At 72.2% G+C, this 24460-nt stretch carries 17 protein-coding genes; 4 read left to right on the forward strand and 13 right to left on the reverse strand.

Annotated features, from left to right (window positions below; translation table 11 throughout):
- Positions 1–47: 47 nt before the first annotated feature.
- Entirely contained in the window at positions 48–1064 is a 1017-nt protein-coding gene (locus WMF42_RS12690; protein WP_437692089.1) for a hypothetical protein, read from the reverse strand.
- Positions 1065–1129: 65 nt separating this feature from the next.
- Complete coding sequence (locus WMF42_RS12695) at positions 1130–1573, reverse strand: PA2169 family four-helix-bundle protein (RefSeq protein WP_061607331.1); 444 nt, start codon at positions 1571–1573, stop codon at positions 1130–1132.
- 293 nt (positions 1574–1866) lie between these two features.
- Here WMF42_RS12695 and WMF42_RS12700 point away from each other — a divergent pair, with 293 nt between their 5' ends.
- Positions 1867–2133: a hypothetical protein gene (locus tag WMF42_RS12700; protein WP_061607332.1), complete on the forward strand. Its 267-nt coding sequence runs from the start codon at positions 1867–1869 to the stop codon at positions 2131–2133.
- A gap of 192 nt (positions 2134–2325) precedes the next feature.
- Here the strand turns inward: WMF42_RS12700 and WMF42_RS12705 are convergent, their stop codons facing one another.
- A complete protein-coding gene (locus WMF42_RS12705) occupies positions 2326–4131 on the reverse strand; it encodes a metallophosphoesterase (RefSeq protein WP_437692091.1) in 1806 nt (601 codons plus the stop codon).
- A 101-nt stretch (positions 4132–4232) separates the two neighbouring features.
- On the opposite strand from WMF42_RS12705, the gene WMF42_RS12710 reads away from it, so the two are divergent.
- Positions 4233–4643 carry a VOC family protein gene (locus WMF42_RS12710; RefSeq protein ID WP_061607334.1) on the forward strand — a complete coding sequence of 137 codons (411 nt, stop codon included), beginning with the start codon at positions 4233–4235 and terminating at the stop codon, positions 4641–4643.
- A 24-nt stretch (positions 4644–4667) separates the two neighbouring features.
- Here WMF42_RS12710 and mfd read toward each other — a convergent pair whose 3' ends face one another.
- The 5 genes from mfd to WMF42_RS12735 all read right to left on the reverse strand — a co-directional run bounded on the left by mfd (position 4668) and on the right by WMF42_RS12735 (position 12174).
- Positions 4668–8453: a transcription-repair coupling factor gene (mfd, locus tag WMF42_RS12715; protein WP_233561312.1), complete on the reverse strand. Its 3786-nt coding sequence runs from the start codon at positions 8451–8453 to the stop codon at positions 4668–4670.
- A gap of 498 nt (positions 8454–8951) precedes the next feature.
- Complete coding sequence (locus WMF42_RS12720; RefSeq protein ID WP_437692094.1) at positions 8952–9875, reverse strand: transposase; 924 nt, start codon at positions 9873–9875, stop codon at positions 8952–8954.
- A gap of 348 nt (positions 9876–10223) precedes the next feature.
- Positions 10224–11006: a hypothetical protein gene (locus WMF42_RS12725; protein WP_437692095.1), complete on the reverse strand. Its 783-nt coding sequence runs from the start codon at positions 11004–11006 to the stop codon at positions 10224–10226.
- A gap of 89 nt (positions 11007–11095) precedes the next feature.
- Entirely contained in the window at positions 11096–11695 is a 600-nt protein-coding gene (locus WMF42_RS12730; protein WP_061607336.1) for an SMP-30/gluconolactonase/LRE family protein, read from the reverse strand.
- A complete protein-coding gene (locus WMF42_RS12735; protein WP_437692097.1) occupies positions 11692–12174 on the reverse strand; it encodes a hypothetical protein in 483 nt (160 codons plus the stop codon). Before WMF42_RS12735 ends, WMF42_RS12730 begins: the two co-directional genes overlap by 4 nt.
- A 71-nt stretch (positions 12175–12245) precedes the next feature.
- Between WMF42_RS12735 and WMF42_RS12740 the strand changes: the two genes are divergently transcribed.
- Positions 12246–13049, forward strand: a complete 804-nt coding sequence (locus WMF42_RS12740; protein ID WP_437692099.1) for a TetR/AcrR family transcriptional regulator — start codon at positions 12246–12248, stop codon at positions 13047–13049.
- 278 nt (positions 13050–13327) lie between these two features.
- Positions 13328–17533 carry a hypothetical protein gene (locus WMF42_RS12745; RefSeq protein WP_437692101.1) on the forward strand — a complete coding sequence of 1402 codons (4206 nt, stop codon included), beginning with the start codon at positions 13328–13330 and terminating at the stop codon, positions 17531–17533.
- 40 nt (positions 17534–17573) lie between these two features.
- Here WMF42_RS12745 and WMF42_RS12750 read toward each other — a convergent pair whose 3' ends face one another.
- The 5 genes from WMF42_RS12750 to WMF42_RS12770 all read right to left on the reverse strand — a co-directional run bounded on the left by WMF42_RS12750 (position 17574) and on the right by WMF42_RS12770 (position 24390).
- Positions 17574–18842 (reverse strand): hypothetical protein, encoded by a 1269-nt coding sequence (locus WMF42_RS12750; protein WP_437692103.1) that lies wholly within the window; start codon positions 18840–18842, stop codon positions 17574–17576.
- 314 nt (positions 18843–19156) lie between these two features.
- Entirely contained in the window at positions 19157–20251 is a 1095-nt protein-coding gene (locus WMF42_RS12755; protein ID WP_437692105.1) for a hypothetical protein, read from the reverse strand.
- 259 nt (positions 20252–20510) lie between these two features.
- Positions 20511–21974, reverse strand: a complete 1464-nt coding sequence (locus tag WMF42_RS12760) for a thrombospondin type 3 repeat-containing protein (protein WP_437692106.1) — start codon at positions 21972–21974, stop codon at positions 20511–20513.
- Between the two features lie 14 nt (positions 21975–21988).
- Positions 21989–23410: a hypothetical protein gene (locus WMF42_RS12765; protein WP_437692108.1), complete on the reverse strand. Its 1422-nt coding sequence runs from the start codon at positions 23408–23410 to the stop codon at positions 21989–21991.
- Positions 23410–24390 carry a hypothetical protein gene (locus WMF42_RS12770; RefSeq protein ID WP_437692110.1) on the reverse strand — a complete coding sequence of 327 codons (981 nt, stop codon included), beginning with the start codon at positions 24388–24390 and terminating at the stop codon, positions 23410–23412. The genes WMF42_RS12765 and WMF42_RS12770 overlap by 1 nt, the downstream gene beginning before the upstream one ends.
- Positions 24391–24460 lie beyond the last annotated feature (70 nt).

Genomic DNA, 24460 nt, shown 5'->3' on the forward strand with positions numbered 1-24460 from the left:
CTGAGGGCGCGAGCGCGCTCGGGACCGCCCTCTCTCACCCCCGCTGCCTACCGCATCCCCTGCTTCTGATCCGACGCCGGCACGCGACAGAGCTGGGCGATGCCCTTTCCGCTCAGCTTCTCGCGCGTCAGCTCGAACTGCGGCACGTACATGCAGAAGCGCCCGCTCTTCTCGGTCGCGATGCTCGCGCGGCGCGAGATCATCTCCTCGAGCTCCGAGCGGGATACCGCGGTGTCCGTCTTCAGCGTGTCCGTGACCCGCAGCTCCGGCGCGTTCGGGCAGCTCATCGAGGCGGACACCGTGAGGTTGGGCTTCACCTTCTCCTGATCGCTGGCCCCTGACCCGGCCTGGCTGCCGCCCTGCGCCGCGCCGGCCTGGGCCTGGCGCTCGCCCTGAGCGCCGCCGCCCTGCGTCCTGCCGGCCTGATCCTGGCTGCCTCCCTGCGCCCTGCCGGCTTGCGCCTGGCTGCCGGCCTGAGCCCTTCCGGCTTGCGCCTGACTGTCGGCCTGAGATCCCCCGGCCGGAGCCTGGACGCCACCGGTGTCCTGGCCGCGGCCCTGCGCGCCGCCGGCGTGGGCGTGGGCGCCGCTGCCGGGCGCCTGCGCCGCGCCGCCCGTCTGGCCCTGCGCGCCCGTGCCGCCCCGTCCCTGGCTGCCGCCGCCGGGCTGGATGCCCGAGGGCTGCTGCGACTTGCCCGCCGCGGTCTGCTCGATCCGGCCGTTCACGGAGGCCGTGTACGTGCACCCGTCCTCGACCTGAAACGAGATCTGCTCCTGGAGCTTCATGGGCTTCATGGCCTGCTTCTTCTGGCCTTGCCCCTGTTGCTGCGCGCGCTGGCCGCCGCTCGCGCCGGCCTGGTCGCCGTGCTGCGCGCTGCCTCCCTGCTGCGCGCTGCCTCCCTGCTGTGCGCCGCCGTGCTGCGCGCCGCCCTGCGGCGCCCCCGGGGTGCCCGACTCACGCTGGTGCGGCTGGCCCGTGCTGCCCGTCTGAGCGGCCGCCAGCGCCGGCGCGGCCGCGAGCGCGCCCACGGTGAGCGCGACATGGATGTACCGATTCGATTTCATATTACCCCCACCATGCAACTTGCTCAAGTTCGTGTTCGCCACCGCCGCGGGCCGAGCGCGCCCGCCTACGCGGCCTGATCCCAGACTTTCCTCGTCAGCGCGTCCTTGATCCACGCGAGGTGCCGCTTCTCATCGTCGTAGTTGCGCTCGACGATGGCCCGCGCCTCGGTCGTGAGACCCTCGTTCAGCGCCGCCTCGTACTGCCGGTTCGAGAGCTCCTCGTTGCCGCGCATCGCGAGGAGCGCGCTCTGGTCTCCCATGCTCGTGATCGCCGTGAACCCCTCGATGATCTTGCCCTTGAGGTCGCGGGTCTGCGCCGGGGCGCCGCCGAGCGACGACACGTGCGCGCTCAGATCCACCACGTGGCGCGCGTGATCGTCCCGGAACCTCCCGAGCATCTCCCTGATCCGAGCGTGCTCGCACGCCTCGATGGCCTGGTCGTACGAGGCGACCGCGTCGCGATCGAGCTGGATGAGGTCGTTCAGGACCTCGATGACGTCTCTCGCCATATCGACACTCCTTCCGGGGTCGCGCTGGGCACAGACCCCCCGCCCACCACCTTGGGCCTTTGCGCAGGGACGCAAGCCATGCGCGACGCATCAGGCCACGCCCGCGGCCGCCGTCGCCGCGCTCGGCTCGATCGCCTCGCAGGGCCGAGCCCGGCGGCCGCCACGGGCGGACCGGCAGCCGAACGGACCGACGACCTCGACCTGGCACGGACCGTGAACAGTCGTCGGGAAACCCCGACAGCTTCCGTGCACCGGCGCGAGCGCCGGCGCCACGGTGGAGATGGGATGTGCCCATGAAACGATGTCTTCGCTCCCCGATCCGCGCCGCCCTCGCGCTGCTCCTCGTCGCTGCCGCCACGGGGTGCGCCGAGGGGCTCGCGAACGCGCCCAGCATCAACCGCGAGTGGACCCCGGAGGACCGCGAGCAGGACGCCATCGCCAACGGTCCGGGCTCGTGCCCGCGCGAAGGTCAGGATCCGCTGGCGCCCCCCGGCGAGCAGCGCGCCATCTGCCCGCGCCCGCCAGCGCCGACGATGCCCAGCTTCGCCGCCTCGCCCTGACAGCGCGGCTCCCGGGGCGACGTGACACGCGCGCAACAGAGGGTCCACGAGCGCCTCGCGAGCAGGCCAGTCGCGCCGCCGTCCGCGGCGGCGTCCGCGCGTTCTCGCATGCGCCCGGCGCGAGGAAGGCAGAATGTCCCTGCATGAGGCGATCTGCCTCATGCAGGGGAGCTCGCCCGGCGATCCCGGCCGCTACGGATCGGGGGCGCCGGCGTCCGCGGTCGCGCCTGCCGCCGAGGGGCGGCTCCGCGGCTCGCGCGGCTCGCTCAGCTCCTCGGGCTCGCGCGGCGCGCTGGCCGAGCGCTCGCACGCGCCGGCGACCGCCGCGTCGGTCGTGGGCTGGCCGCGCCGGCGGTGCTGCGGCGCGATCGGGATCGTGATCGGCTCCTCGATGAGCTCCGGCTCGAGCGCGCCGCAGGCGGGGACGAACCACGGTGCGCCCGGCTTGCGATCTTCGTCCACCTTCCACGCGCGCGGCACCTTTCTCAGCCCGACGGGATAAACGGTGAGCCCCCCGGGGTGGACGTGGATGCGCAGGAAGTTCTTGTAGTCCTCGATCCGGAGCGCCGAGAACGCCTCGTTGCCGTGCCGCCGCGCGATGTTGAGCGAGATCAGGAGATAGACGCCCATGAGCGTCGACCCGACCACGGCGCCGGTCACGCCGACGAAGAGCGTCACGCCGAGGAGGCTCCACAGCGACGCGTGGTGCCGGACGTCGACGTCGAGCAGCGCGCCGCCGAGGTAGGTGAGCCCCAGCGCGGCCCCGAGGTGCGCGAAGGCGTGGAGCGAGCCGGCGAGGCGGCGATACCAGGCCCGGCTCGTGTCGGTGAAGAAGATGAACAGGAGCAGGACGACGAGCACCCACGCCACCGCGCCCGATCCGGGCTTCGGCAACGTCAGGGAAGAGAGCATGTAAACGAAGGCGGCCACTGGCCAGAAGCCGAGGTTGTACCGGGCGAACAGGAGGTTGCGCCAGGCGAGCCGGCGCGAATCCGACGCTGACGGGAACGACGCCTTCAGGGCATAGCGACGCTGGTCCGCGCCCGCGCCGGAGCGGACCTCCTCGACCAGCTCGCCGTGGGTCGGGTGCAGGAACGCGCCCCCGCCGCCCGCGGTGATGTTCTGCCGGCCGTCCGCGGACTCGTGGCGGCGGTAGTGGTGCAGATCGCCGGCGACGCGCGCGACGACCTCGACCCCGGGCCGCGCGTCCGCGAGCTGCTTCTCGAAGAACGCGAGGTTGCTCTGGAGATCGGGGTTGTAGAGGGCGCCCTTCACCCAGTCCGGCTCGGCGGTGCAGAGCACCACGCGATCGCCGTCGCGCATCTCCTGCCTCGCCAGCCGGCAGAAATACTCGATCTGCGGCTGGTCGATGTCGGCCTCGAGGTGGATGTCCACGCCGAGCAGCCAGAAGCCGTGGGGGAGCTTGAGCGCGAAGTAGCTCCGCGACTGGAGCGTCTTCCACGCGCCGAGCGTGCGCTTCTGGCCGAACAGGCGCATGAAGCTCGTCAGCCCGTCGTACCAGTCGTGGTTGCCCGGGATCGCGAACAGGTACGGCGCCTCCTTCAGCTCGGCCTTCGGGAGCGCGGCCGCGTAGGGCTCGACGAGGCGCGTCCAGTACGCCTGCCGCGTGGCCGAGGGGTACACCTGGTCGCCGCCCATGATCAGCACCTCTCCGCGCCGCGTCTCCCGCCCGCCGAGCGAGAGCGCCGGCCGGGCGAGCACGCTCGCGATCGCGTACGTCGGGTTGAAGCCGTCGCCGGTGTCCGCCACGTAGTCGAGCCAGAGCTCGTCGCGCGCGGCGCCGCCGCGGACGGCGAAGTCGAACGGCGCCTGGGGCCCCGCGATCGCCTCGAGGAGCCGGAAGTCGCCGCGCGCGCCCATCAGGCGGGAGACGGTCATGTCGAGCGCGGAGCGGGCGAGCTGGAACGGGCTGTACCAGCACGTCATGACGGTCCGCTGGAGCGCCTCGAGCCGCTCGCGAGCCGGGCGATCGGTCATCCATCCCCTCCCGTCACGAGAGGGTATCACCGTCGGGGCGTCGCGTCGCCTCGGCCCCGCGGACTTCCACGCTGCAGGGCGCCGTAGTAGGCATTCTCGCCATGCAATTTCACCTGGGCAGGTTGATCGACCATGTTCATCTCCGCGTCGCCGACCTGGAGCGGAGCAAGCGCTTCTACAGCGCGGTGCTGCAGGTGCTCGGGCGCGACCCGGTGCAGGACGGGCCGGGCTATTTCTCCGCGGACGAGCTGTTCGTCTCGCCGAGCGACGGCGGGCCGGTGTCGCGCGTGCACCTCGCCTTCCAGACGGCGGACCGGGAGCAGGTGCACCGCTTCCACGAGGCGGCGCTCGCCGCCGGGGGCCGCGACAACGGCGCTCCCGGGGAGCGGCAGTACCACCCAGGGTATTACGGTGCCTTCGTGCTCGATCCCGACGGGAACAACATCGAGGCCGTCCACCACGGGCCGTCGCAGCGGTCGGCGCCATCGGTCGTGATCACGGCCGGTTCCTGAGGGAGCCGCGCTCCGGCGCGCGGCTCAGGCGCCGTCCTTGAGGCAGCCGGCGAGCTCGCTGAGGAGCTTGTCGGTCGCCTCCAGCCCGCTCGTGAAGACCTCGCCGTCCCTGGCGCGGCGGGAGAGCCGCATGTCGGGCGAGAGCCGGTACGGCGAGCCCTTCGGCTGCACCAGCCGGAGCACCTTGGCGTGGTCGAGCGGGGTGTCCTCGCGCAGGTGCAGCGTGACCCCCTTGGCGCTCGCCTCGCACGCGAGCGCCTTCAGCCGGCGCAGCTCGGTCTTGAGCCGCATCAGGTGCACGAACCGGCGCGCCTCGATCGGCGGCGGGCCGAAGCGGTCCTCCATCTCGACGGCGAGGTCCTGGACGTCCTCGGCCCCGCCGGCGCTGGCGAGCCGCTTGTAGAGGGAGAGGCGTACGCCGACGTCGGAAATGTACTCCTCTGGCAGAAGCGCGTCGGTGTCGAACGAGAGCTCGGGATCGACGTCGTGGACCACGGGCTCGCCGCGGAGCTCGTGGACGGCCTCGTCGAGCATCTGGCAGAAGAGCTCGAAGCCGACCTGGGCGACGGTGCCGCTCTGCTCGGCGCCGAGGAGGTCGCCGGAGCCGCGCAGCTCCAGGTCGAGCGAGGCGATCTGGAAGCCGGAGCCGAGCTCTGTGTGCCGCTCGAGGGCCTCGATGCGGGCGCGGGCCTCGTCGGTCATGGCGTTCGGGGGCGGGACGATGAGGTAGCAGTAGGCGCGCTCCTTGGAGCGGCCGACGCGGCCGCGGAGCTGGTAGAGCTGCGAGAGGCCGAACATGTCGGCGCGGTCGATGAGGATCGTGTTGGCGCGGGGGATGTCGAGGCCGCTCTCGATGATGGCGGTGGCGCAGAGGACGTCGTAGCGCCCCTCGACGAAGTCGAGCATGGCCTGCTCGAGGTTCTGCTCGCTCATCTGGCCGTGGGCGACGCAGATGCGGGCGCTCGGGACGAGCTCGGCGAGGCGGGCGGCGCGCTCGTAGAGGCCCTCGACGCGGTTGTAGACGTAGAAGACCTGGCCGCCGCGGCCGACCTCGCGGAGGACGGCCTCGCGGAGGACGGCCTCGTCGTGGCGCGTCACGACGGTGCGGATGGCGCGGCGGTCGATCGGGGGGGTGCTGATGATCGACATGTCGCGCAGGCCGGAGACCGCCATCTGGAGGGTGCGGGGGATGGGGGTGGCCGAGAGCGTGAGGACGTCGACGTTGGTCTTGAGGGCCTTGATGCGCTCCTTGTGGGTGACGCCGAAGCGCTGCTCCTCGTCGACGACGAGGAGGCCGAGGCGCTTGAAGTGGATGTCCTTGGAGAGGAGGCGGTGGGTGCCGATGACGACGTCGACGCTGCCGTCCCGGAGGCCGCGGGAGACCTCGTCCTGCTCCTGCTTGGTCTGGAAGCGGGACAGGGCGCGGACCTCGATGGGGTAGGAGGCCATGCGGGTCTTGAAGCTGAGGTAGTGCTGCTGCGCGAGCACCGTGGTTGGGCAGAGGACGGCGACCTGCCGGCCGGCGTTGGCGGCGCGGAAGGCGGCACGGATGGCAACCTCGGTCTTTCCGAACCCGACGTCGCCGCAGACGAGGCGGTCCATGGGGCGACCGGACTCGAGGTCGGCCGCGACCTCGGCGATGGCCCGGGCCTGGTCGGGCGTCTCGTCGAAGGGGAAGGTGGCCTCGAAGGCGCGGTAGTCGTCGTCCGGCGGATCGACGGGCTCGGCGGTGGCGGCGCGCCGCTCGGCGTAGAGGCGCAGGAGCTCGTCGGCCATCTTGCGGACGCTCTTCTCGACCCGCGCCTTCGTCTTGGCGAACGTCTGCCCGCCGAGCCGGTCGAGCCTGGGGGCGCCCTCGCCGCCGCTGAATTTTTGAATCTGGTTGAGGCGGTAGACGGGGAGGTAGAGCTTGTCGCCGCCGGCGTACTCGACGGCGATGAGATCGACCGTGGTTGACCCGACCTGCTTGTGGACGAGGCCGAGGTAGCGGCCGATGCCGTGGTCGACGTGGACGACGTAGTCGCCGACACCGAGGTTGCGGAGGTCCTCGAGGAACGCTTGCGAGGGCTTCGCGGAGGAGGCTGCGGCGCGGGCGGCGCGGCGGTGGGCGCGGGCGCCGAAGATCTCCTCCTCGGTGACGAGCGCGAGCCCCTCGGCCGGGGCGATGACGCCGCGCGCCAGCGAGCCGGTGACGACGAGCGCGGTGTCGCGCGGGGCGGCCGGGCTCGTGCCGTCGAGGAAGGCAGGGTCGAACGGGCCGAGGTGGGCCTTCACCCGCACGTCGCGGTGGCGGAGCAGGGTGACGAGGCGCTCAACCTGGGTCTGTGCGCGCGCGGCGATGAGCACGCGCAGGCCCGCTTCTTGCCAAGCGACGACGCGGCGCACCAGCGGGTCGAGGGCGCCGTGCTTGCCCCGCGAGGAACGGGCGGCCTTGATGGCGCGCTCGAGGTCCGACTGGTCGCGTGTGGCCAGGGAGGGAGCGCCCTCCGGGGCGACCTCGAAGCGCTCCAGCGAGTCCTGGTTTTCCACGGCGCCCTCAACCCCGGTGCGATGCAGCGCAACCACGGTGCGGGCCCCGAGCCACGAGGCGACGCGCGCTTCCTCGTCGTAGAAGGCGTCGAGCGGGAAGTGCGGCTCGCGGTCCTTGTGGTTCCGGTCGGCGGCGGCGCGGCCGAGCTCGTCGCGCAGGGCGGCGGTGAGGGAGGCCGGGTCCTCGAGGAGGACGAGCGCGTCGTCGGGCAGGTACGCCGCGAAGGAGGCGAGGTCGACGTAGGCCGGCAGGTAGCCCTCGGCCCCGAAGAAGGCGCGGCCGCTGGCGACGTCGTCGACCAGGGCGCGCGCCTTGGACGAGGGGAAGTCGATGGCGTCGCAGACGGCGCGGACGCGCTGGCGGGCGCGCTCGACGTTGTCAGGGGTGAGGATCGCCTCGCGCGCCGGTGGGAGCCAGACCTCCTTGACGTCGGCGACCGTGCGCTGGTCGTCGGGGTTGAAGGTCTTGATCGACGCGATGATGTCCCCGTAGAAGTCGATGCGCACCGGCAGCTCGGCGGAGGGCGCCCAGACGTCGAGGAGGGCGCCGCGAACGGCGAACGACCCGGGATCCTCGACGAGGGGGCTGCGGACGTAGCCGGAGGCGCCGAGACGGGCGGAGAGCGCGTCGCGGTCCATCTCCTGCTCGGCGATGACGAGCTCGGCGTGCTCGGTGACCTCGTCCCTGGGCACGACCTTGCGGGCGAGCGCGGCGATGGGGCAGACGAGGACCGACCACGGCAGGTCCATGCCGAGGTGGAAGAGCGTGGCGAGGCGGGTCTGGGCGCCGCGGCGGTCCGGGTTGACGTCGGCGTACGGGCTGGCCTCGTTCGGCACGTAGAGCAGGACGCGGCCGGAGGCGGTGGCGCCGGCGGCCTCGGCGTCGTCGGCGTCCCGGTCGGCGAGCAGGAACGAGGCGTCGGCTGCGAGGGCGCGGGCGCTGTCGACGTCGGCGGTGACGGCGACGACGGGACGGCCGGGGGCGGCGGCCATGAGGCGCCGGACGACGAGGGCGCCGGCCGAGCCGGCGGCGCCCGTCACGTGGAGCGCGCCAGGCGGCGCGGCCGCGAGCTCCGCGGCGATGTCGCGGGGCGTGACGACGCGGCGGTCCGTGGGGAGGTCGAACGACGGGAGCGGCTCGTGGTCGGCCGGTGCGGACGCAGGTGCGCCGCTCGCGTCGGTGTCGCTCGAGGCGAGCTCGTCGAGGTTGCGGGCGAGCTCGCCCATGGTGGCGGTCAGCGGGGAGATCGAGGCGGCGAGGAGGGGGCGCTCGGGGGGCATCGGCGCAGCGCGGTCTAGCATGGGGCGGGTGAGCCGTGAGGCGTGAGCCGAACGTGCTGGGCGGGGACGTAGGCGCGCCCTCGAACCGAACCGACAACCGAACCGAAACCGAACCGACCGTGGTTGACCCAACCGAACTGACCGAGGTTGACCCGGCCACCCGCGGCCACCCGACCCGACCGTGGTTGCGGCCTGGCCGCTGGCCGCCGACCCAACCGCCGGCCGGCCACCCGACCGTGGTTGCGTCGAATCCGAATCGGCGTCGAATCGTGGTTGCCGATCCGACCGCGGTTGCGACCGGCCCTCAAGTGGCCACCTGGTCCCCCGAGAGCCTGCCGTGGTTGCAACCCGGCCCGTGCCGAACTGACCGAGGTTGCGGCGAAGCGACCGTGGTTGCAACCCGGCCCGTGCGCGGGCCGCAGAGGTGCCCGACCGTGGTTGCGTCGACACCCAACAGCGTCGACAGCGATCTCAGGGCAACGGGCGCTCGCGAGGCGCCTACGCTGCGGCGAGCTCCCCGTCGTTGACAGCAACTCCGTGAAACACACGCATCCACCATGTTCCCACAGGGAAAACTGTAGTGCGTACGCCTGCTCGCCAATGCTCCAGCGAACGGCGATAGGCGACGCGAAACGCCCGCATCGCAGCAATGGCGGCCTTTCGTTCATGCTTACGCCCTCGGCCCACCGCAAACGTCGGATTGAGCTCTCGAAGCGGCTCCAGGCTCGTAGCGCGCTCGTAGGGTGAAACCTCGCACGCGCGCGCGGCGCCGAGGAAGTCAAGCTCCTTCTGTTTTACGGTTGCACGAGCCTGCTTCTCATGCTGCTCTAGCCTGTGTGTGATCTCGCGGCGAAACTGGTCAGCATCGCTAGCTTGTACGGATGGCGGAAGCGTGATCGGAAGTGCGGCTTCTTCGGGCCACTGTGGGTTCTTCGGGTTAAAATAAGTCTCGGGGCGTTTCGCGTGAAGTGTACCGCTCCCGATCTCACCTACGAGCACCTTCGCCCCTGGCCATTCGTATGCGTGCTGCACGAGACCAGCGGTTACTGGATTCGCGAGGGTATAAGCTATCTTATCCACAAGCGCATCCCGTGTTGCCAGGTGTACCACGCTCGTCGCCCCATGGTCCCACACCGGGCCCTCCCACGCGCGCAGGACCTTGGTTCCGAGCGCGGCAAGGCGATGGAACTGCTGAAGAAAGCGTGGGAGCTCGCCACGGGTGTCGGTAACAACAAGATGAAGGTGTGTGGACATCACGCAAAGCGCGTGTACGAGAACACCATAGCGGCGAGCCGTTACGGTCAGGGTGTAAATTATGAGCTGAGTGATGGCTGAATCGGGACGCAAGAGGAAGTGTCTTCGTAGGACACGGCGCGTGAGGAGATAGGTCGCGCCGGGGACGATTGCGCGGGGCTGGCTCATGGTCGGAGGGGGAATGTCAAGCTCCGTGCCAGACTAAAAAAGCGGCTGATTTCCAGGGATGCTGACGTCCGCACAGCGTCCGCCCGGGTGGCGGACGCCACCCTCTCCGCCACTTTCGCCAGCCAAGGCGGGTCGCTCAGGTCGGGGGTGTCATCGGGCGGCCGCTATCGCCCGTTCGTTGTCGGATGTCGATCCCGCAACGTGGGTGGGTTGCCGCCCAACGTGGGTCGGATTGCCGCCATATCCGGCCGTTGGCGGTTACCGGAACGTGCGGTTGCCGGAACGTGCCTCGGTAGCTGCCGCTGCCGTGGTCGTGGCGCAACCTGGGTTGGCTTGCTGCTGCTGCTGCTACAGGCGGACCCCGCCTCCTAGCGATGCCCCCCATACGGTCGCCCCGCGTTGCCCCGCGAGGCCGAACGGCGCGTCGAGGTTGACGGCAACCTGGGACCGAACGAACACGGCGTCGAACTCCGCGTTCACAAAGAAAAACGCCGCCCATTGCGAGAAGTCTCGCCCAGCGACCGTCTCTGATTGTGCGAACATCTGCACCCGCAGCCCGGGCGTCAGCGGACCCACCCTGACGCCTGCATGTGCGGCGGCCACGACCGCCAGCCGCGACGGATTCGAATTCACGGAAACGAGCATCGCGGGATTCAAATCGGCGCCGACGAACACGGACCCCGGCAGCTCCGTCCTGCTGCGAAGCAACAGCGCGATCGGGATCGCGTTCGGCGCCCACATCCAGTAATCCGCGAAGCCGCGCGCGGCCGTCGCGACGGTGTAATTGTACTCGACCTCCGTGTTCTCCGGGATCGTGCCCGGGAACGTCGTCACCGGCGGAGCAACCCCGAGCCCGCCGTGAATCGAGCGCTTTCCCTCCTCGAGCAGCGTCGCCTGTACCGTCACAAATGGATTTCCGAAGCGAAAGGACGAGCGCCGCGCCTCGCCTTCCACCTGGAACGTAGTCCAGGCCGAGGTCACGTCCGTGGTTGCGATCAGCCAACGGTTCAGGCGAACGCCCGCTGCTACCTGCGGCGCGACATGGACCGTCGCCATCTCCCTGTTCTGCGGCGAAGCTGTAAAAATGCCGTACAGCGCAACGTAACCGCGGTCTGCAGGTCGCATCGGCATGTCGCCCGTCGCCTGGGCCCAGCTCTGGGCCGGAGCGAGGGCTCCACTTACGGCAACCACGGTGACAGCGAGCGCGCGCCCTCTCCGGCTCACCTCGTCCTCCGGAACTTCTGCACGCCGCGGCCCCTCAGGCTCGTGACATAGACGCTGCCGTCCTGCCCCACCGCGATACCGTGCCCCCAGTCGATCTCCCCGGGGCCGTCTCCCGACGTGCCCCACCGGTCCACGATCTCTCCACCCAGGTTGAGCCGCAGCACATGCCCTCGAGGCCGCTCCGGATCCTGGTCGCCGCCGTCAACCACGTAGATATGCCGGTCAGGCCCGAAGGCGATCGCCCACGGCCGCCCCAGCGCGGCGCTCTTCCATTGCGCAAGGTAACGGCCGTCCGCGCTGAAGATCTGAACGCGCGCGTTCTCCCGGTCCGCGACGTAGACCCTCCCCTCGTCGTCCGTGACGATGCCGTGGGGCGTATCGAACTGTCCGCGCCCGAACCCCTTCTCACCCCACTCCGACAGGAACTCGCCGCTCTCGGAGAAGCGCGCGATGCGCGCATGGTTGTAGCCATCCGCCACGTAGACATCCCCGTTCAGGCCGAACGCCACGTTCGTGGGCCGGTCGAGCTGCTCCGGGCTCGTCGCGCACCCGAGCCCCACGAGCGGCACGAGGATCCACGCGCCCGCGCGCATCATGGCGTCTCGCCGAGGCTCATGACCAGCTCCCCCTGCGCGGTCAGCTTGAAGACACGGTTCTGCTCGGAGTCCGTCACCCACACGAAGTTGTCCCGATCGACCTCGATCCCGTGTGGATACATGAACAGCCCCTCCCCCCACGCGTCGAGCAGGTCCCCTGTCTCGGGCTCGAAGACCAGGATGGTCGGCTCCGGGATCAGCGCGTCGTTCCCTGACGTGCGCCCGGCCGCATGGCTGACCAGCACCCGCCCGCGCGCGTCGACCGCGACGTCGAGCGTCGGGCCGAACACCATGCCGTCGGGGGCGCGCGGCCACCCGTCCACCACCTCGTAGGGGCCCATGGGGGCGTCGTCCGCCGTAGGCCGCCGCGACGTGCACGCTCCCGCGAGCGCGACCGCCGCGAGCGCCAGGCCCACCGCCCGGCGACGTGCTGCGCGGTGGGCCTCGGGCCCCGCCGGATCATCGCGAAGCAAGCTCATACCGGAAGAAGATAACAGTGTTATCCTGCGTGGGTCAACAGAGGAGCGCTGGACGTGGCAGGGTTGTGGGCATGGGTGTGAGGGACGCCGATGAGCCGGTCGAGCGCGTGTTCCAGGCGCTCTGGGAGGGCCGGCTGACGCGGGACGACATGACCGCGCGCAAGATCGCGTCGTTTCTGGGCCAGACGACGATGGTGCTGTACCACCACTTCGGCTCGCTCGACGGATTCCTCATCCGCGTCGATGGCGCCGGATGGCGGCGGCTCGCGGAGCTCCTGGAGGCGCGGGCGCGCGCTGGCGCCGACGCGCGGGCGCTCGCTGTCGGCTACGTCGAGTTCGCGCTGCGCCATCCGGACCTGTACTGGCTCATGGCCGAGCGCCGCTTCGACAGGGCTGGCCTGCGGGAGCAGGGGCGCCTGCGGCTCGCGCGCCCTCTGTGGAGCAGCTTCGTGGAGTTGTTGCGCCGTCACGGCAGCTCGCGGCCGGCGGAGGACACGCACGTCCTCTTCGCGGGCCTCCACGGCATCGCGATGCTCACCCTGAGCGGACGCGCCAACCTGGGCGGAGGCGCCAACCTCGGACGCTCCAACCTGGGCGAAGACCCCAACCTGGGTGAGGAGCCCGAGCCCGCGGGCGAAGACCCCAACCTGGGTGAGGAGCCCGCAGGTGGGGCCCCCGTCGAGGACCGCAACCTGGGTGAAGCCCCCGCCGGCGCCAACCTGGGTGAGGCCCCTGCGCGGGAGAGCCCCGCCGCCGCCAACCCGGGTGAGGCCCTCGCCGCCGAGGCGGCTGCCTTCACGGCCGCGCGCCGCCTCGCCGATCTCGTGCTCCCCGCCCGTCCCCGTGAGCCGCTTCCTCCACGGCGCCGCACCTGAGGCGGCGCCTCCTCCGGCCCATCCGCGCCCGACGCACACGGCGCCCGGTCCGCTGCCCGGAAGAACGGGAAATCCCGTCGAGGCGGAGCCTCCACGCCGGGCGCATCTCCCGCCGAAGCGCGCCGTGCGCCGGAATCGCCCGCAAAACGACCGCAGCACATCGCGCCTATCCGCTGGACGGGCCGCATGGATGTGGGGGAAATCGGCACGTCCTGCGAGCTCGCGGCATCTATCTCTGTTCGGAGGTGCTTATGCGCGCGCGACGCAGGGTCGCTTGGTTGCTCAGCGGGGGGCTGCTCACCGCCGGCGCGGGGTGTGCCGGCGACGAACCGGAGGTGCTCGGCGCCGCTCGCCTTGCGGTCGCCGCGGGCGCGGACCGCGCCGTGCACGCGCCCGACGCGCTCGGACCCCAGCACGACGCGGCCATCGCCGCCAACGCCGACGCCAGCATCCTCGTCGCGGCGTACACCGATCCGCGCGGCGCGCTCGCCAGCCCGATCAGCCTGTCCGGCGTCGCGCGCTCCGCCGACGGAGGACGGACCTTCTCCGAGGTGCTCGGCCCGAACGGCGAGGCCGCGCTGCCCTCGGCCGCCGGCGGCCAGGTGCTCGGCGCGCCCCGCGTCGTCCACGATCCGCGACGCGACGTGTTCGTCAGCTCCTCCACCTACGTTCGCCCCGCCGACGGCCTCCAGGGCCTCTGCCTCCACGCCTCCAGCGCCGGCAGCGCCGCCGGGACCTCCTGGTCCGCGCCCGTCGAGGTGGCGCCCGCGTTCGTCGCGGGGGAGAGCGCGGAGCAGGCCTCCATCGACGTCAACACGGCGACCGGGCGGCTCTCCGCAACCTGGGTCCAGCGCGGCGCGGGCGCTCCCCGCATCCTCTACAGCCACTCCGACGACCTCGGCCAGACCTGGTCGGCCGCCGCGGCGCTCGCGCAGGCGCCGGCCGGCGGCGATCTCGACGGCCCGAGCGCGCGCGTCCTCCCTGGGACGACCGACGGCGACGCGACCGTCTACGCCGTCTGGCGCGCCATCGAGCCAGGCACCTCCCTGCGCAACATCGGCTGCCGCCGGTCGACCGACGGCGGCGTCACCTGGGGACCGACCATCCTCCTCGACAATACCGGCTACCCCCCCGAAGACCTGACCCTCGGCGTGGACCACGCCAGGAGCTCCCCGTCGATCGACGTCGACCCCGCCACGCAGCAGGTCTACGTCGTCTACCAGCGGTCCGGCGACCAGGGCACGGGGGACATCGCGCTGCGCGCCTTCACGGGCCAGTGCGCCTCCGGCCCCCCCGTCCTCCTCAACAGCGATCCAGGGCGCGATCGGGCCCAGCTCTTCCCCTTCGTCGCCGTCGATCGGTCGACCGGCACCGCGCACGTCGTCTTCTACGACCAGGATGTCGCGACCTCCGGCGACCTGACCGAGGTTGTGCACACGGCGTCGATCGACCAAGGCGCCACGTGGAGCCCGCCCGCGCCGATCTCGGACCGCCCCTTCCACGCGGGCCACGGCAACGACGCCGCCCGGCCGAACCTGGGAGAGCGCATCGGCGGCGTCGCGCTCGGCGGCGAGCTCTACAGCGTCTTCAGCAGGGCGGGCGCCGCACCCAGGTTCGATGAGGGGCAGCCGGCGTCGGCCTCCCTGATCGCGCCGAACGTCTATCTCGACACCGTCGACGAGTTCGTGCGCGTCCCCCCGCTGCGCGCCGCCGGCACCCGGATCGCGGATCCGGCGTGCGGCGCCCTCGCGAACGAGCGCATCGACCCGGGGGAGCTCGTCGAGGTCGGCATCTACCTGGAGAACTACCTCGCCAACCCGGTCTCCGGCAGGACGACCGTCTCCGGGGTCACGGCCACCCTCACCACCGAGACGCCGTCCGTGACGGTCGTGCGGCCGAGCGCGACCTACCCCGAGATCGAGCCGCTCCGCGTCGCCGCGGGCGACGCGCCCTTCCTCCTCCGCACGGACCGGGACTTCACCCCCGGAGCCCCGATCGACCTGACGCTCACGGTGAGCTCCGATCAGGGCACGATCGCGCTGTCCATCCAGCTCGAGACCGGCGGCCCGGGGACCCCGGACGTCCTCCTGCGCGAGGATTTCGACGCCGCGAGCGCGCCCGCGCTGCCCTCCGGCTGGCAATCGGAGCGCGCCGGCGGGCCGGCCTCCACCTCAACCTGGGTCGTTGCGCAGACGCTGACGGCCAGCAACAACGCGGCCTTCCACGACGAGGAGCCAACCACGGCGCACGTCACCCTCGTGTCGCCCGCGGTGACGATCCCGGAGGGGTCCGGAAATTCCAGTGTCACGCTCGATTTCGACCTCACCTACGAGCTGGAGGACGACCCGCAGAAGCTCGTCCAGGCGTTCGACGGGCTGACCTTGCGCGTCGAGGACCTCACGGCCGGCGCCGCGCTGCGGGCGGTGCTCGCGGAGGCGTTCGCCGGGCAGATCGTGACGGGCGCGCTCCACCACTTTCCCAAGCACCTCCCGGCCCGGGACGACCCCGACTACTTCTCGGACCAGTCGGTCTGGTCCGGCAGCTCCGGCGGGAGCAAGCGGGTGTCGATCCGCTTCCCCGGCGAGGGGATGCGCGGGCGGACCGTCCGGCTCCGCTTCGACTACACGCAGGACGACAGCCAGATCTGCACGGACGTCGGGCGCGCCGGCCCGTGCGGCGTCGCGATCGACAACGTCGTGCTCGCGGCGGTGCCGGTCGCGTCCGGGGCCTGCGGGGCGGATTTGGCCGTCACGCTGGCGGACGCGCCGGATCCGGTGTCGCCCGGCGCGCAGCTCACCACGACGATCACCGTCGCCAACGAGGGGCCCGGCGACGCGACCGACGTTGAGGTCACGTCCGTCCTGCCGGCAGGGGCGCGCTTCGTCAGCGCCTCCGGGGCCGACTGGACGTGCAACCTGGGTGACGACGGCCTCGCGTGCCGGCGCGCGTCGCTCGCCGCCGGGGCGAGCGCGTCGATCGCGGTCACCGTGGTTGCGCCCGCGCTCACGCCGCCCGCGGTCGCCGCCGAGGTCGAGACAACGGCGACGGTCACCGCGCGCGAGCACGATTCCGACCCGGCGGACAACGAGGACAAGGAGGAGACCGTCGTCTCGAACCCGGTCCGGCTGACCGGGTTCATGACCGTCGTGACCGAGCGCGACGCCAGGGACAACGCGATATATTCCGTGCTCATCCACAACGCAGGTGGGCGGCAGCAACCCGACAACGCGGGGTTCGAGTTTGTCGACGTGCTCCCGCCGGAGCTCGCGCTGAACGGCGCGTTCGCGGAGAAGGGCGCGCTCTCGTCCGACCCCACCACCAACACCGTCGGCTGGAACGGGTCGGTCGAGCCGGGGGAGTGGGTGCTCATCACGATCGACGCGAGGATCAGGCCGCTCACCGAGGGGCTCGTCGTGCTGAACCAGGGCACCCTCTCCTTTGACGCTGACTCGGATGGCGTCAACGAGTCGAGCGTATCCACGGACGAGCCGCTGTTCGCCGGCTCCGCCGATCCGACGGTGTTCACCGTGTCGCCTGCGATCTGCGGAGACGGCGTGCTCGGACGAGGCGAGGAGTGCGATGACGGGAACGCGCTGAACGGCGATTGCTGCTCGGCGCTGTGCGCCGCCGAGCCGCCGACGGTGCTCTGCCGCGCCTCGGGCTCGCTCTGCGATCCGGGGGAGTACTGCGATGGCGCAGGGCGCTGCGTGGACGACGTGCGCCTGCCGGACGGCGCGCCCTGCGGTGACTTCGACATCTGTAACGGCATCGAGCGTTGCTTCGAGGGCTCTTGTCTGAGCGACGTCGCGCTCGACTGCGATGATGGGGATCCGACGACCACGGACGAATGTCATTATTTCTTCGGCTGCCTCAACACGCCGACCTCCTCACCGGTTGAAGGTGCCGGGGGCAGCGCTGGCAGCGGCTACGGAGGAGGGCCCGCGGAAGATCCGGTCGGCGGCGGCGCAGGGGATGGCGCCGCGGGAGGGATAGCGGAAGGCGCCGGAGGTGGCCGCGACACGAGCGGCGGCGGCGCCGGGGGTGGCCGCGGCACGAGCGGCGGCGACGCGGGAGGGTCGGCCCCGGGTGCGGGAGGGTCGGCCTCAGGCGCGGGAGGGTCGGCCTCAGGCGCGGGAGGGTCGGCCTCAGGCGCGGGAGGGTCGGCCTCAGGCGCGGGAGGATCGGCCCAGGGCGCCGACGGCAGCGGCGGCGCCGACGGCAGCGGCGGCGCCGACGGCAGCGGCGGCGCCGACGGCAGCGGCGGCGCCGGCGGAGGCGGAGGTGCGGCGGGTGGGGAAGGGGAGGCGGGCCACGCCGAGGGCGGCGCGCCCCCCGGGCCGTGCTGCTGCTTCAGCTTCCGCTGCACCTACGCCGCGACGGGCAGCCCGACCGGCCCCGCGCCGGGCGCTGCCCGCAGCCCCGCGCCGCTCGCCCTCCTCCTCGCGCTCGGCATCGCGCGTCGCGCCAGCCGCCGCCGCCGCTGACGGCGGCGTCCGCGCGCGGCGCGCGCGCCGTCTCCCGAGATCACTTGTAGAGGAAAACCCCCTTCAGGTCCTCGGTCTGCGAGATGGGCGTGCCGCCCTTCGTCGAGGTGGCCCGGAACTGATAGATCATCCCCGGGACCAGCGCCGGACCGTCGTACGCGACGGTGACGTTCTCGCTCCCGGACACCCGGGGCACCTCCAGGTTCTCCCAGATCTTCTCCCCGAGCGCGTCGAACAGGCTCACCTCGTACATGTCTTCGCTGGAGTCGTCCTCGAAGACGAACGTCGGTGTCCCGCTCACCTCGTCCATGCTGCTCGCGCCCGGCGAGACGACAGCGAGCGCGCCCGTCACCTTGAACGACTCCTGGACAGGCTGATCGCCGCCGGCGACAGTGATGCGCACGATCTCGGTCCCGCCGATCGACGTGTCCGGATCCCGCACGAGCGCGTCGTTCTCGAACGCGGCGAGGATCACGTACTCGCCGTCGGGCACCCCGGCGATCGAGAACTCCCCGGTGACGTTGCCTTGCCGGAGCCCCCTCGGGGTCTCGCCGCGCGCGGTCATCTCGTCGAACGTATCGGCCACGACGAGGATGACCGAGGTCGCGTCCCCGTCGGGCGCATTCACGATCTCGACCTTGCCGCTCACGACAGCCGTGGCCTCCCCGGTCGCGTGCAGGTCCACGCCCTTCGTCTCCTTGCCCGCGCTGACGGCCGCGCTCGCCGTGTCGAGCGCGAGCCCGGCGCCATAACCCCTCACCGTGACCTCGCCTGCGGCCACGTTGAAGATCGTGTAGCTGCCGTCGAGATCGGCCGCGCCCGTGGCGCCGCCCGCGACGAGCAGCGTCCCGCCCGGCTGGTCGGCGTGGACGACGCCGGAGACGGAGCCGAGCCCCTCGCTTTCCGCGAGCGGCAACAGCGCGATCTCGGTGGCCGCCGACGCGACGGAGAGCGGCGTGCCCGCCGCGGTCGAGAGATCGATCGGCAGCGCGACCCGCGGCGCCCTCGGGAAGGTCTCGTACGCGAGCGCGTCTGCGCGCAGCGTGACATCGGCCCTGACCGGAACGCCGTTCGCGTCCCGCCGGGCCGGCACGGCGAGCTCGTAGGTCCCGTCTTCCCTGGTGACCGCCACCCGGGAGATCACGGCGTCGTTCGCGTCGCGCGCCAGCACCCGCGCGCCCGCGATCGCCTCGTCGTCGAGCGAGTTGTAGACCCGGCCCTTCAGCGTCACCGGCGCGAAGCACGCGGGCTCGGCCCCCTCCACCTCCTCGCACACCTGAGGCGCGGTGCACCCTGTCTGCTCGGACACCGAGCAGCTCTGCGGCTGACCCTCGTCGTCTCCGCCACACCCCACCCCCACCAAGGCGCAAAGCACCCCAGCAGCCATCGAGCGCATCACCATGGACTGGTCTCCTTTCAAACTCTCTCTCGCCGCAGGTCAGCTCCTCGGCGCGCGGGCGATCGGCGCCGCGGCCCAGGCTCATCCCCGGCTCGTGCGGAGGCAATACACCACAAGCACACAGCGAGCACAGAGGAGCGTGAACACCGATCCTCGTGTCTTCTGCGTTCCTCGTGGCTCGCTCCCCGTCCTCGAATCCAGGGAGAAAACGAATCGATGTAGCGTCAGTTCACGACGGGCTGGCAGCAGCCGGTGATACAGTAGTGGTCCGCCGCACACGGATCCTGGCCGGCGAGCCCGCACGGCTGGACCCCCGGCGCGCACTGGCCTCCGGAGTCGCCGCCGGACCCGCTGCCGCCGGTCCCGGGCGCGCCGCCGGTCCCGGGAGCGCCGCCGCCCGTGCCGCCGCCGTCACCGCCGGCGCCGCTGCCGGTGCCTGTCTCGAAGCAGTCGGCGGGGAGCGTCTCCTTGCCGAGGCACAGCTCGCAGCGGCCGCAGTCGTTGAGGCAGGCGTCGACGGGGGTGCAGGGCTCGCAGCGGCTCGGATCGGAGATGCCGTCGCGCGAGCACGAGCCCTCGCCGGTGCCGTCGGCGTCCGACCCGAGCCAGACATAGAGGCCGCTGCCGGCGGGCAGCTCGCAGCAACCGAAGCAGTCGCAGCCGTTCGGCGTGAGCGGACCGCATGTGTCGTGGCAGATGTCGGACTGCCGCATGTTGAGCTCGCTGCAGCTCTTGCCCTGGGCCCCGGGCGTCGAGGCCGATGGGTTGTAGGCGCACATCGTCCCGTTGCTGGACTCGGGGTGATAACCGGGCGCGACCTCGTTCTGATCGCACTGGTGGTTCCAGTGACAGTCGTCGTTGCCCGATCCGGAGTCCTGGTCGAAGTAGCAGTCGACGGTGCACGCTGGCCCGGCCTGGCCGGGGATCCCGCCGTAGTAGCTGTCCTCTGTGTTGTCGCACGCGCCGAGGCAGTCCGGATCCTGCGAGTCGAGGAGCCCGTCGCCGTCGTTGTCGATGAGATCCCCGCACTGGTACGTCTTGCCCTGACACATGACGATTGTCGTCGGGGTCGGGATCACGCCGCCGCCCGACGTGCCGGTGCCGGCTCCAGCCCCCTCGCCGCCGCTGGCGCTGCCGCCGCCGCTGGCGCTGCCGCCGCCGCTGGCGCTGCCGCCGCCGCTGGCACTGCCGCTGTCCCCGGCGCCCGCGCCGCCGGACGGGGCCGCGCCATCAACGGCGCTGTCGCTGCAGCCGGAGCCGAGGGTGAATCCGAACAGGGAGATCAGGAGCGAGAAAGAGAGCGGCAGAACAGGGCGCATGGTGTCTCCGGATGGGGCGCCGGCGCTCTCGGCCCCAGCGTGGGCTGCGGAGCGGTGTTCCGGCGCGTTCAGCCAGAGCAGTTACATCGCCGCAACGCCACGGCTCACGAAAATGCACGACGGTGAGTCGGCAGAGCCCGCCCGGATCCGGCGTTGGCCGTGGGGCGACAGCCCACCCTGTGTTTCACGGGGCCACCGAGCGGGCTACCTCTCTGTCTTTCCCGCTCTCCTGCCGTCTCTGGTGCCCCCGCGTTTTCGTTCACCTTTGTCGGGACGCCGACCCGGAACGCCGGACGAGGCCCAGCGCCGCCGCGAGGAGCGCCACGAGGCCGACGAGCGCGCCGCTGCCGCCGCCGCGCTGGAACGCGCAGACCAGGCCGGACGAGACCTCCGGCTCCGTCGTCTCGGCGCCGCCCGCGCCGCTCCCGTCGCAGGCGTCGCCGGCCCCGTCGGCGTCGCCGTCGGCCTGATCCGCGTTGGCGACGCGCGGGCAGTTGTCGTCGCCGTCCGGCACGCCGTCGTCGTCGTCGTCCTCATCATCGACGTCGCACGCGTCCCCCCGATCGTCGTCGTCGCCGTCGGCCTGATCGGGGTTCGCGACAGCGGCGCAGTTGTCCTCCGCGTCCAGCACGCCGTCGCCGTCGTCGTCCTCGTCGCAGGCGTCCCCCTGCCCGTCGCCGTCGCCGTCGGCCTGATCGGGGTTGGGCTCCTCGTCGCAGTTGTCCGCCGCGTCGGTCAGCCCATCGCCGTCCGCGTCGTCGCAGGCATTGCCCACCTGGTCGTCATCGGAGTCCGTCTGATCGGGGTTCGGCACGTCCGGGCAGTTGTCCGCCTCGTCCGATATGCCGTCGCCGTCGCGGTCGACGTCGGCGCCGAGATCGCACGCGTCGCCGCGGCCGTCGTCGTCGCCGTCGGCCTGGTCCTGGTTCGACACGTGCTGGCAGTTGTCCTCCGCGTCCGGCACGCCGTCGTCGTCGTCGTCGTCGTCGCACGCGTCGCCGACCTCGTCGCCGTCCGTGTTCTCCTGGAACAGGTTGGGCACGAGCGCGCAGTTGTCTTCCCAGTCGACAAGGCCGTCGTCGTCGCTGTCCGGATCGCAGGCGGTCCCGATGCCGTCCCCGTCCGTGTCCTCCTGGTCCGGGTTCGGATCCGCCGGGCAGTTGTCCTCCGCGTTGAGCAGCCCGTCGCCGTCAGCGTCGATGTCCGGCTCGCAGAAGTCGCCGACGCCATCGCCGTCGCCGTCCTCCTGGTTCGGATTGCGCGTGGTGGGGCAGTTGTCGCAGGCGTCACCGTGCTTGTCGTCGTCCCTGTCCTGCTGGAGCGGGTTCGCCACGTCGGGGCAGTTGTCGACGTCGTTGGCGACCCCGTCGTTATCGTCGTCCGCTCCGGAGGTGTCGTCGTCGCAGGCATCTCCGATGTCGTCGCCATCGGCGTCCGCCTGATCCGGGTTGCTCAGGCTCTCGCAGTTGTCGCTGTCGTTGAGGACGCCGTCGCCGTCGAGGTCGTCGTCACAGGCGTCACCGAGCGCGTCGCCGTCGAGGTTCGCCTGATCCTGATTCTGCACCGAAGGGCAGTTGTCGTTCGGATCGGCGACCCCGTCGAGATCGCTGTCGTCCTCCGCCCACACAGCCGTCGGCACGAGCAGCGCCATCAGGCCTGCCGTGAGCCCCACCCTCCACCGCCGACCGCGCGACCCCACGCCCCATGTCCCCGTACGCTTCATCGCGCCTCCGTCCTTCATGGCGACAGCTTCGTCACGAACACGTCCGTGCCCTCGCCGCCCTCGAGCTGCTTCTCGCCGAACCGCACGTCCCCGGTGAACGCGCCGGTCACGAACACATGCCGCTCCCGGTCGACCGCCACGCCGGTCGCCCGGTCCGCCCCCGGCCCGCCGAAGCGGTGGCTCCACCGGTAGCCGCCCTCGGGATCGAGCTTGGCCACGAACACATCGTCGTCCCCCGCGCTCTCCACCGGCCCGCCCGCGAGCGCGGCCTCCCCGCGGAACCCGCCGACAACGAGCACGTCGCCCGTCCCGTCGACGAGGAGCTGGCCCAGCGACGCGCCCCGCTCGCCGATGACCCGGCTGTAGCGGTGCTCGCCCCGCGGACCGAGCTTGGCCACGAACACAGCCTCTCGCGCCTCGGCCGTCCGGGGGCCCCCGCCGAGATCGATCGTGCCGCCGAACTCGCCGCCCACGATCACGTCGCCCGCCCCGTCCACGGCCACGGCCCGCGCCCGCTGCAGCTCCGCGTCGCCGAAGCGCCGGCTCCAGCGGTGGTCGCCGAGCGCGTCGAGGCTCGCCACGAACACGTCGAGATCCCCGGCGCTCTCCAGCGGCTCGCCGCCGAGGTCGAGCGTCCCGCCGAAGTCGCCGACGACGACAGCGTTGCCGTCCTCGTCCACCGCCACGGCGCGCGCCTGCTGATCGAACCCGTCGCCGAACCGCCGGCTCCAGAGCGGCGCCCCGTCGGCGTCGAAGCTCGCCACGAACACGTCGCTGCCGCCGGCGCTCTCGAGCCGGTCCCCGCCGATCGTCAGCACGCCCGAGAAGCGGCCCGCCACGACGATGCGCCCCGTCGCTGTCGCCGCCACCCCCGTCGCCGCCTGGAAGCCCCGGCCGCCGAGCGGCTGCAGCCACAGCTCCCGCCCCTCGGCGTCGAGCCGCGCCACGTAGCCGTCCCGCCCGCCGGCGCTCGTCCGCGGCGCGCCGCCGAACTCCAGCGTCCCGGAGAACTCCCCCGCGACAAGCAGGCCCTCGTTCCCGTCCGTCGCGAGCGCGTTCACGATCTGCGGGTCGAACGCCCCGAAGCGCTTCAGATCGAGCCCCGCCCCGTCGTCGGCCGCGAGCCGCGCCCAGAAGACGTTCTCCACGCCGATCGGGGTCACGCTCCGGTCGTCGAGCGCCACGCCCTCCGCCGCGGTGAGCCTGCCGAGGAGCGCCGCGGCGCTGTCGTCGGCCACGGCCACGCTCGCCCCCGCCAGCTCCCCGTCGCCCCCGAGCGCGCGCGCCCACTGCACCTCGCCGCCCGACGGCGGCGCGCCGCCCCCCGCGCCGCCGGCGCCCTCAGGACCCGGCAAGCTGAGCTCCGGCGCGCAGCCGAGCGCCGCCCAGCCGAGCCCTACACCGGCCGCAGCCAGGCGATATTTTTTTGTCCACATCAGAAAACTCCCTGCCAGACCACGCCGCGCGCGGTGGGGGTGACGAGCGGGACGAGCGACGCAGCCCGCTCGGTGCCCGCGGCGCCCGCCCCGGGCCGCAGGAGGATGCCGCCCACCGCCGCGCCCACGCCGGCGAGCCCCACGGCGCCGAGGGTCAGCGACAGGCCGAGGCTCCGGTTCCAGCGCGCCCGGAGCGCCTCCATGCTCTCGAAGTCGTGGACGCGCCTGTCGCACACGGCGCCGGGGCAGTCCTTGTCCACCCGGTCGCGCGCGGCCGCGTGGTCGATCGCGAACGCCACGCTGCCCCCGAGCGCCGCGAGCCCCACGCCGCCCGCCGCCCACGCCCACAGCGGCACCGGCGCGCGGGGCTCCGCCGGCGCGCCCGCGGGCGGGGGCTGGCCGCCGCCGGGCGCCGGCTCCCGCGCGCCCCCCGGCACGAGGGCGATGCGGACCTCCACCGGCGCGCGCTCCGCCGCCTTCAGCGTCACCTCCTGCCGCTCGGTCCGGAAGCCGGGCGCCGTCACAACCACCTCGTGGCGACCCGGGTTGAGCTTGCGCGGGTAGGGGAGCGCCGCGCGCGGGATCGGCTGGCCGTCGACCCGCGCCTCGATCCGGTCGAGCGACGCGCCCTCGACGCGCAGCACGAGCGACGGGATGCGCGCCTCGAGCTGCTCGACGAGCGCCGCGGCCGCCGCCCGCGCCTGCGTGAACGCGGGGGGCTCCTCCTTGCCGAGGGGCAGGTGGACGACCTCGTACGCCGTCTCCCGGGCCTCGATCAGCCGGCCGAGCGCCTCGTCGGCGCGCGCCAGGTCGAGCCCCGTCGTGGGGACGCGCATGAGCGCGTGGGCCGCCTGGAAGTCCTGGCGGGCGCCGGCGACGTCCCCGGCGTCGCGCTTCTTGCGCCCCTCGATGAGGAGCGTCCGCGCTGTCTGACGATCGGCCGCCGTGGGCTCGGCCCGCGCCGGGAGCGCCCCGGCCACCGAGAGGACAGCCAGGGCTATGCCTGCGGCGCGTGAGGCGCGAGGGCGCAGCAAACTCATGTCATCACCA

The organism is Sorangium sp. So ce176 (assembly GCF_051519835.1).
GTDB classification, from domain to species: domain Bacteria; phylum Myxococcota_A; class Polyangia; order Polyangiales; family Polyangiaceae; genus Sorangium; species Sorangium cellulosum_G.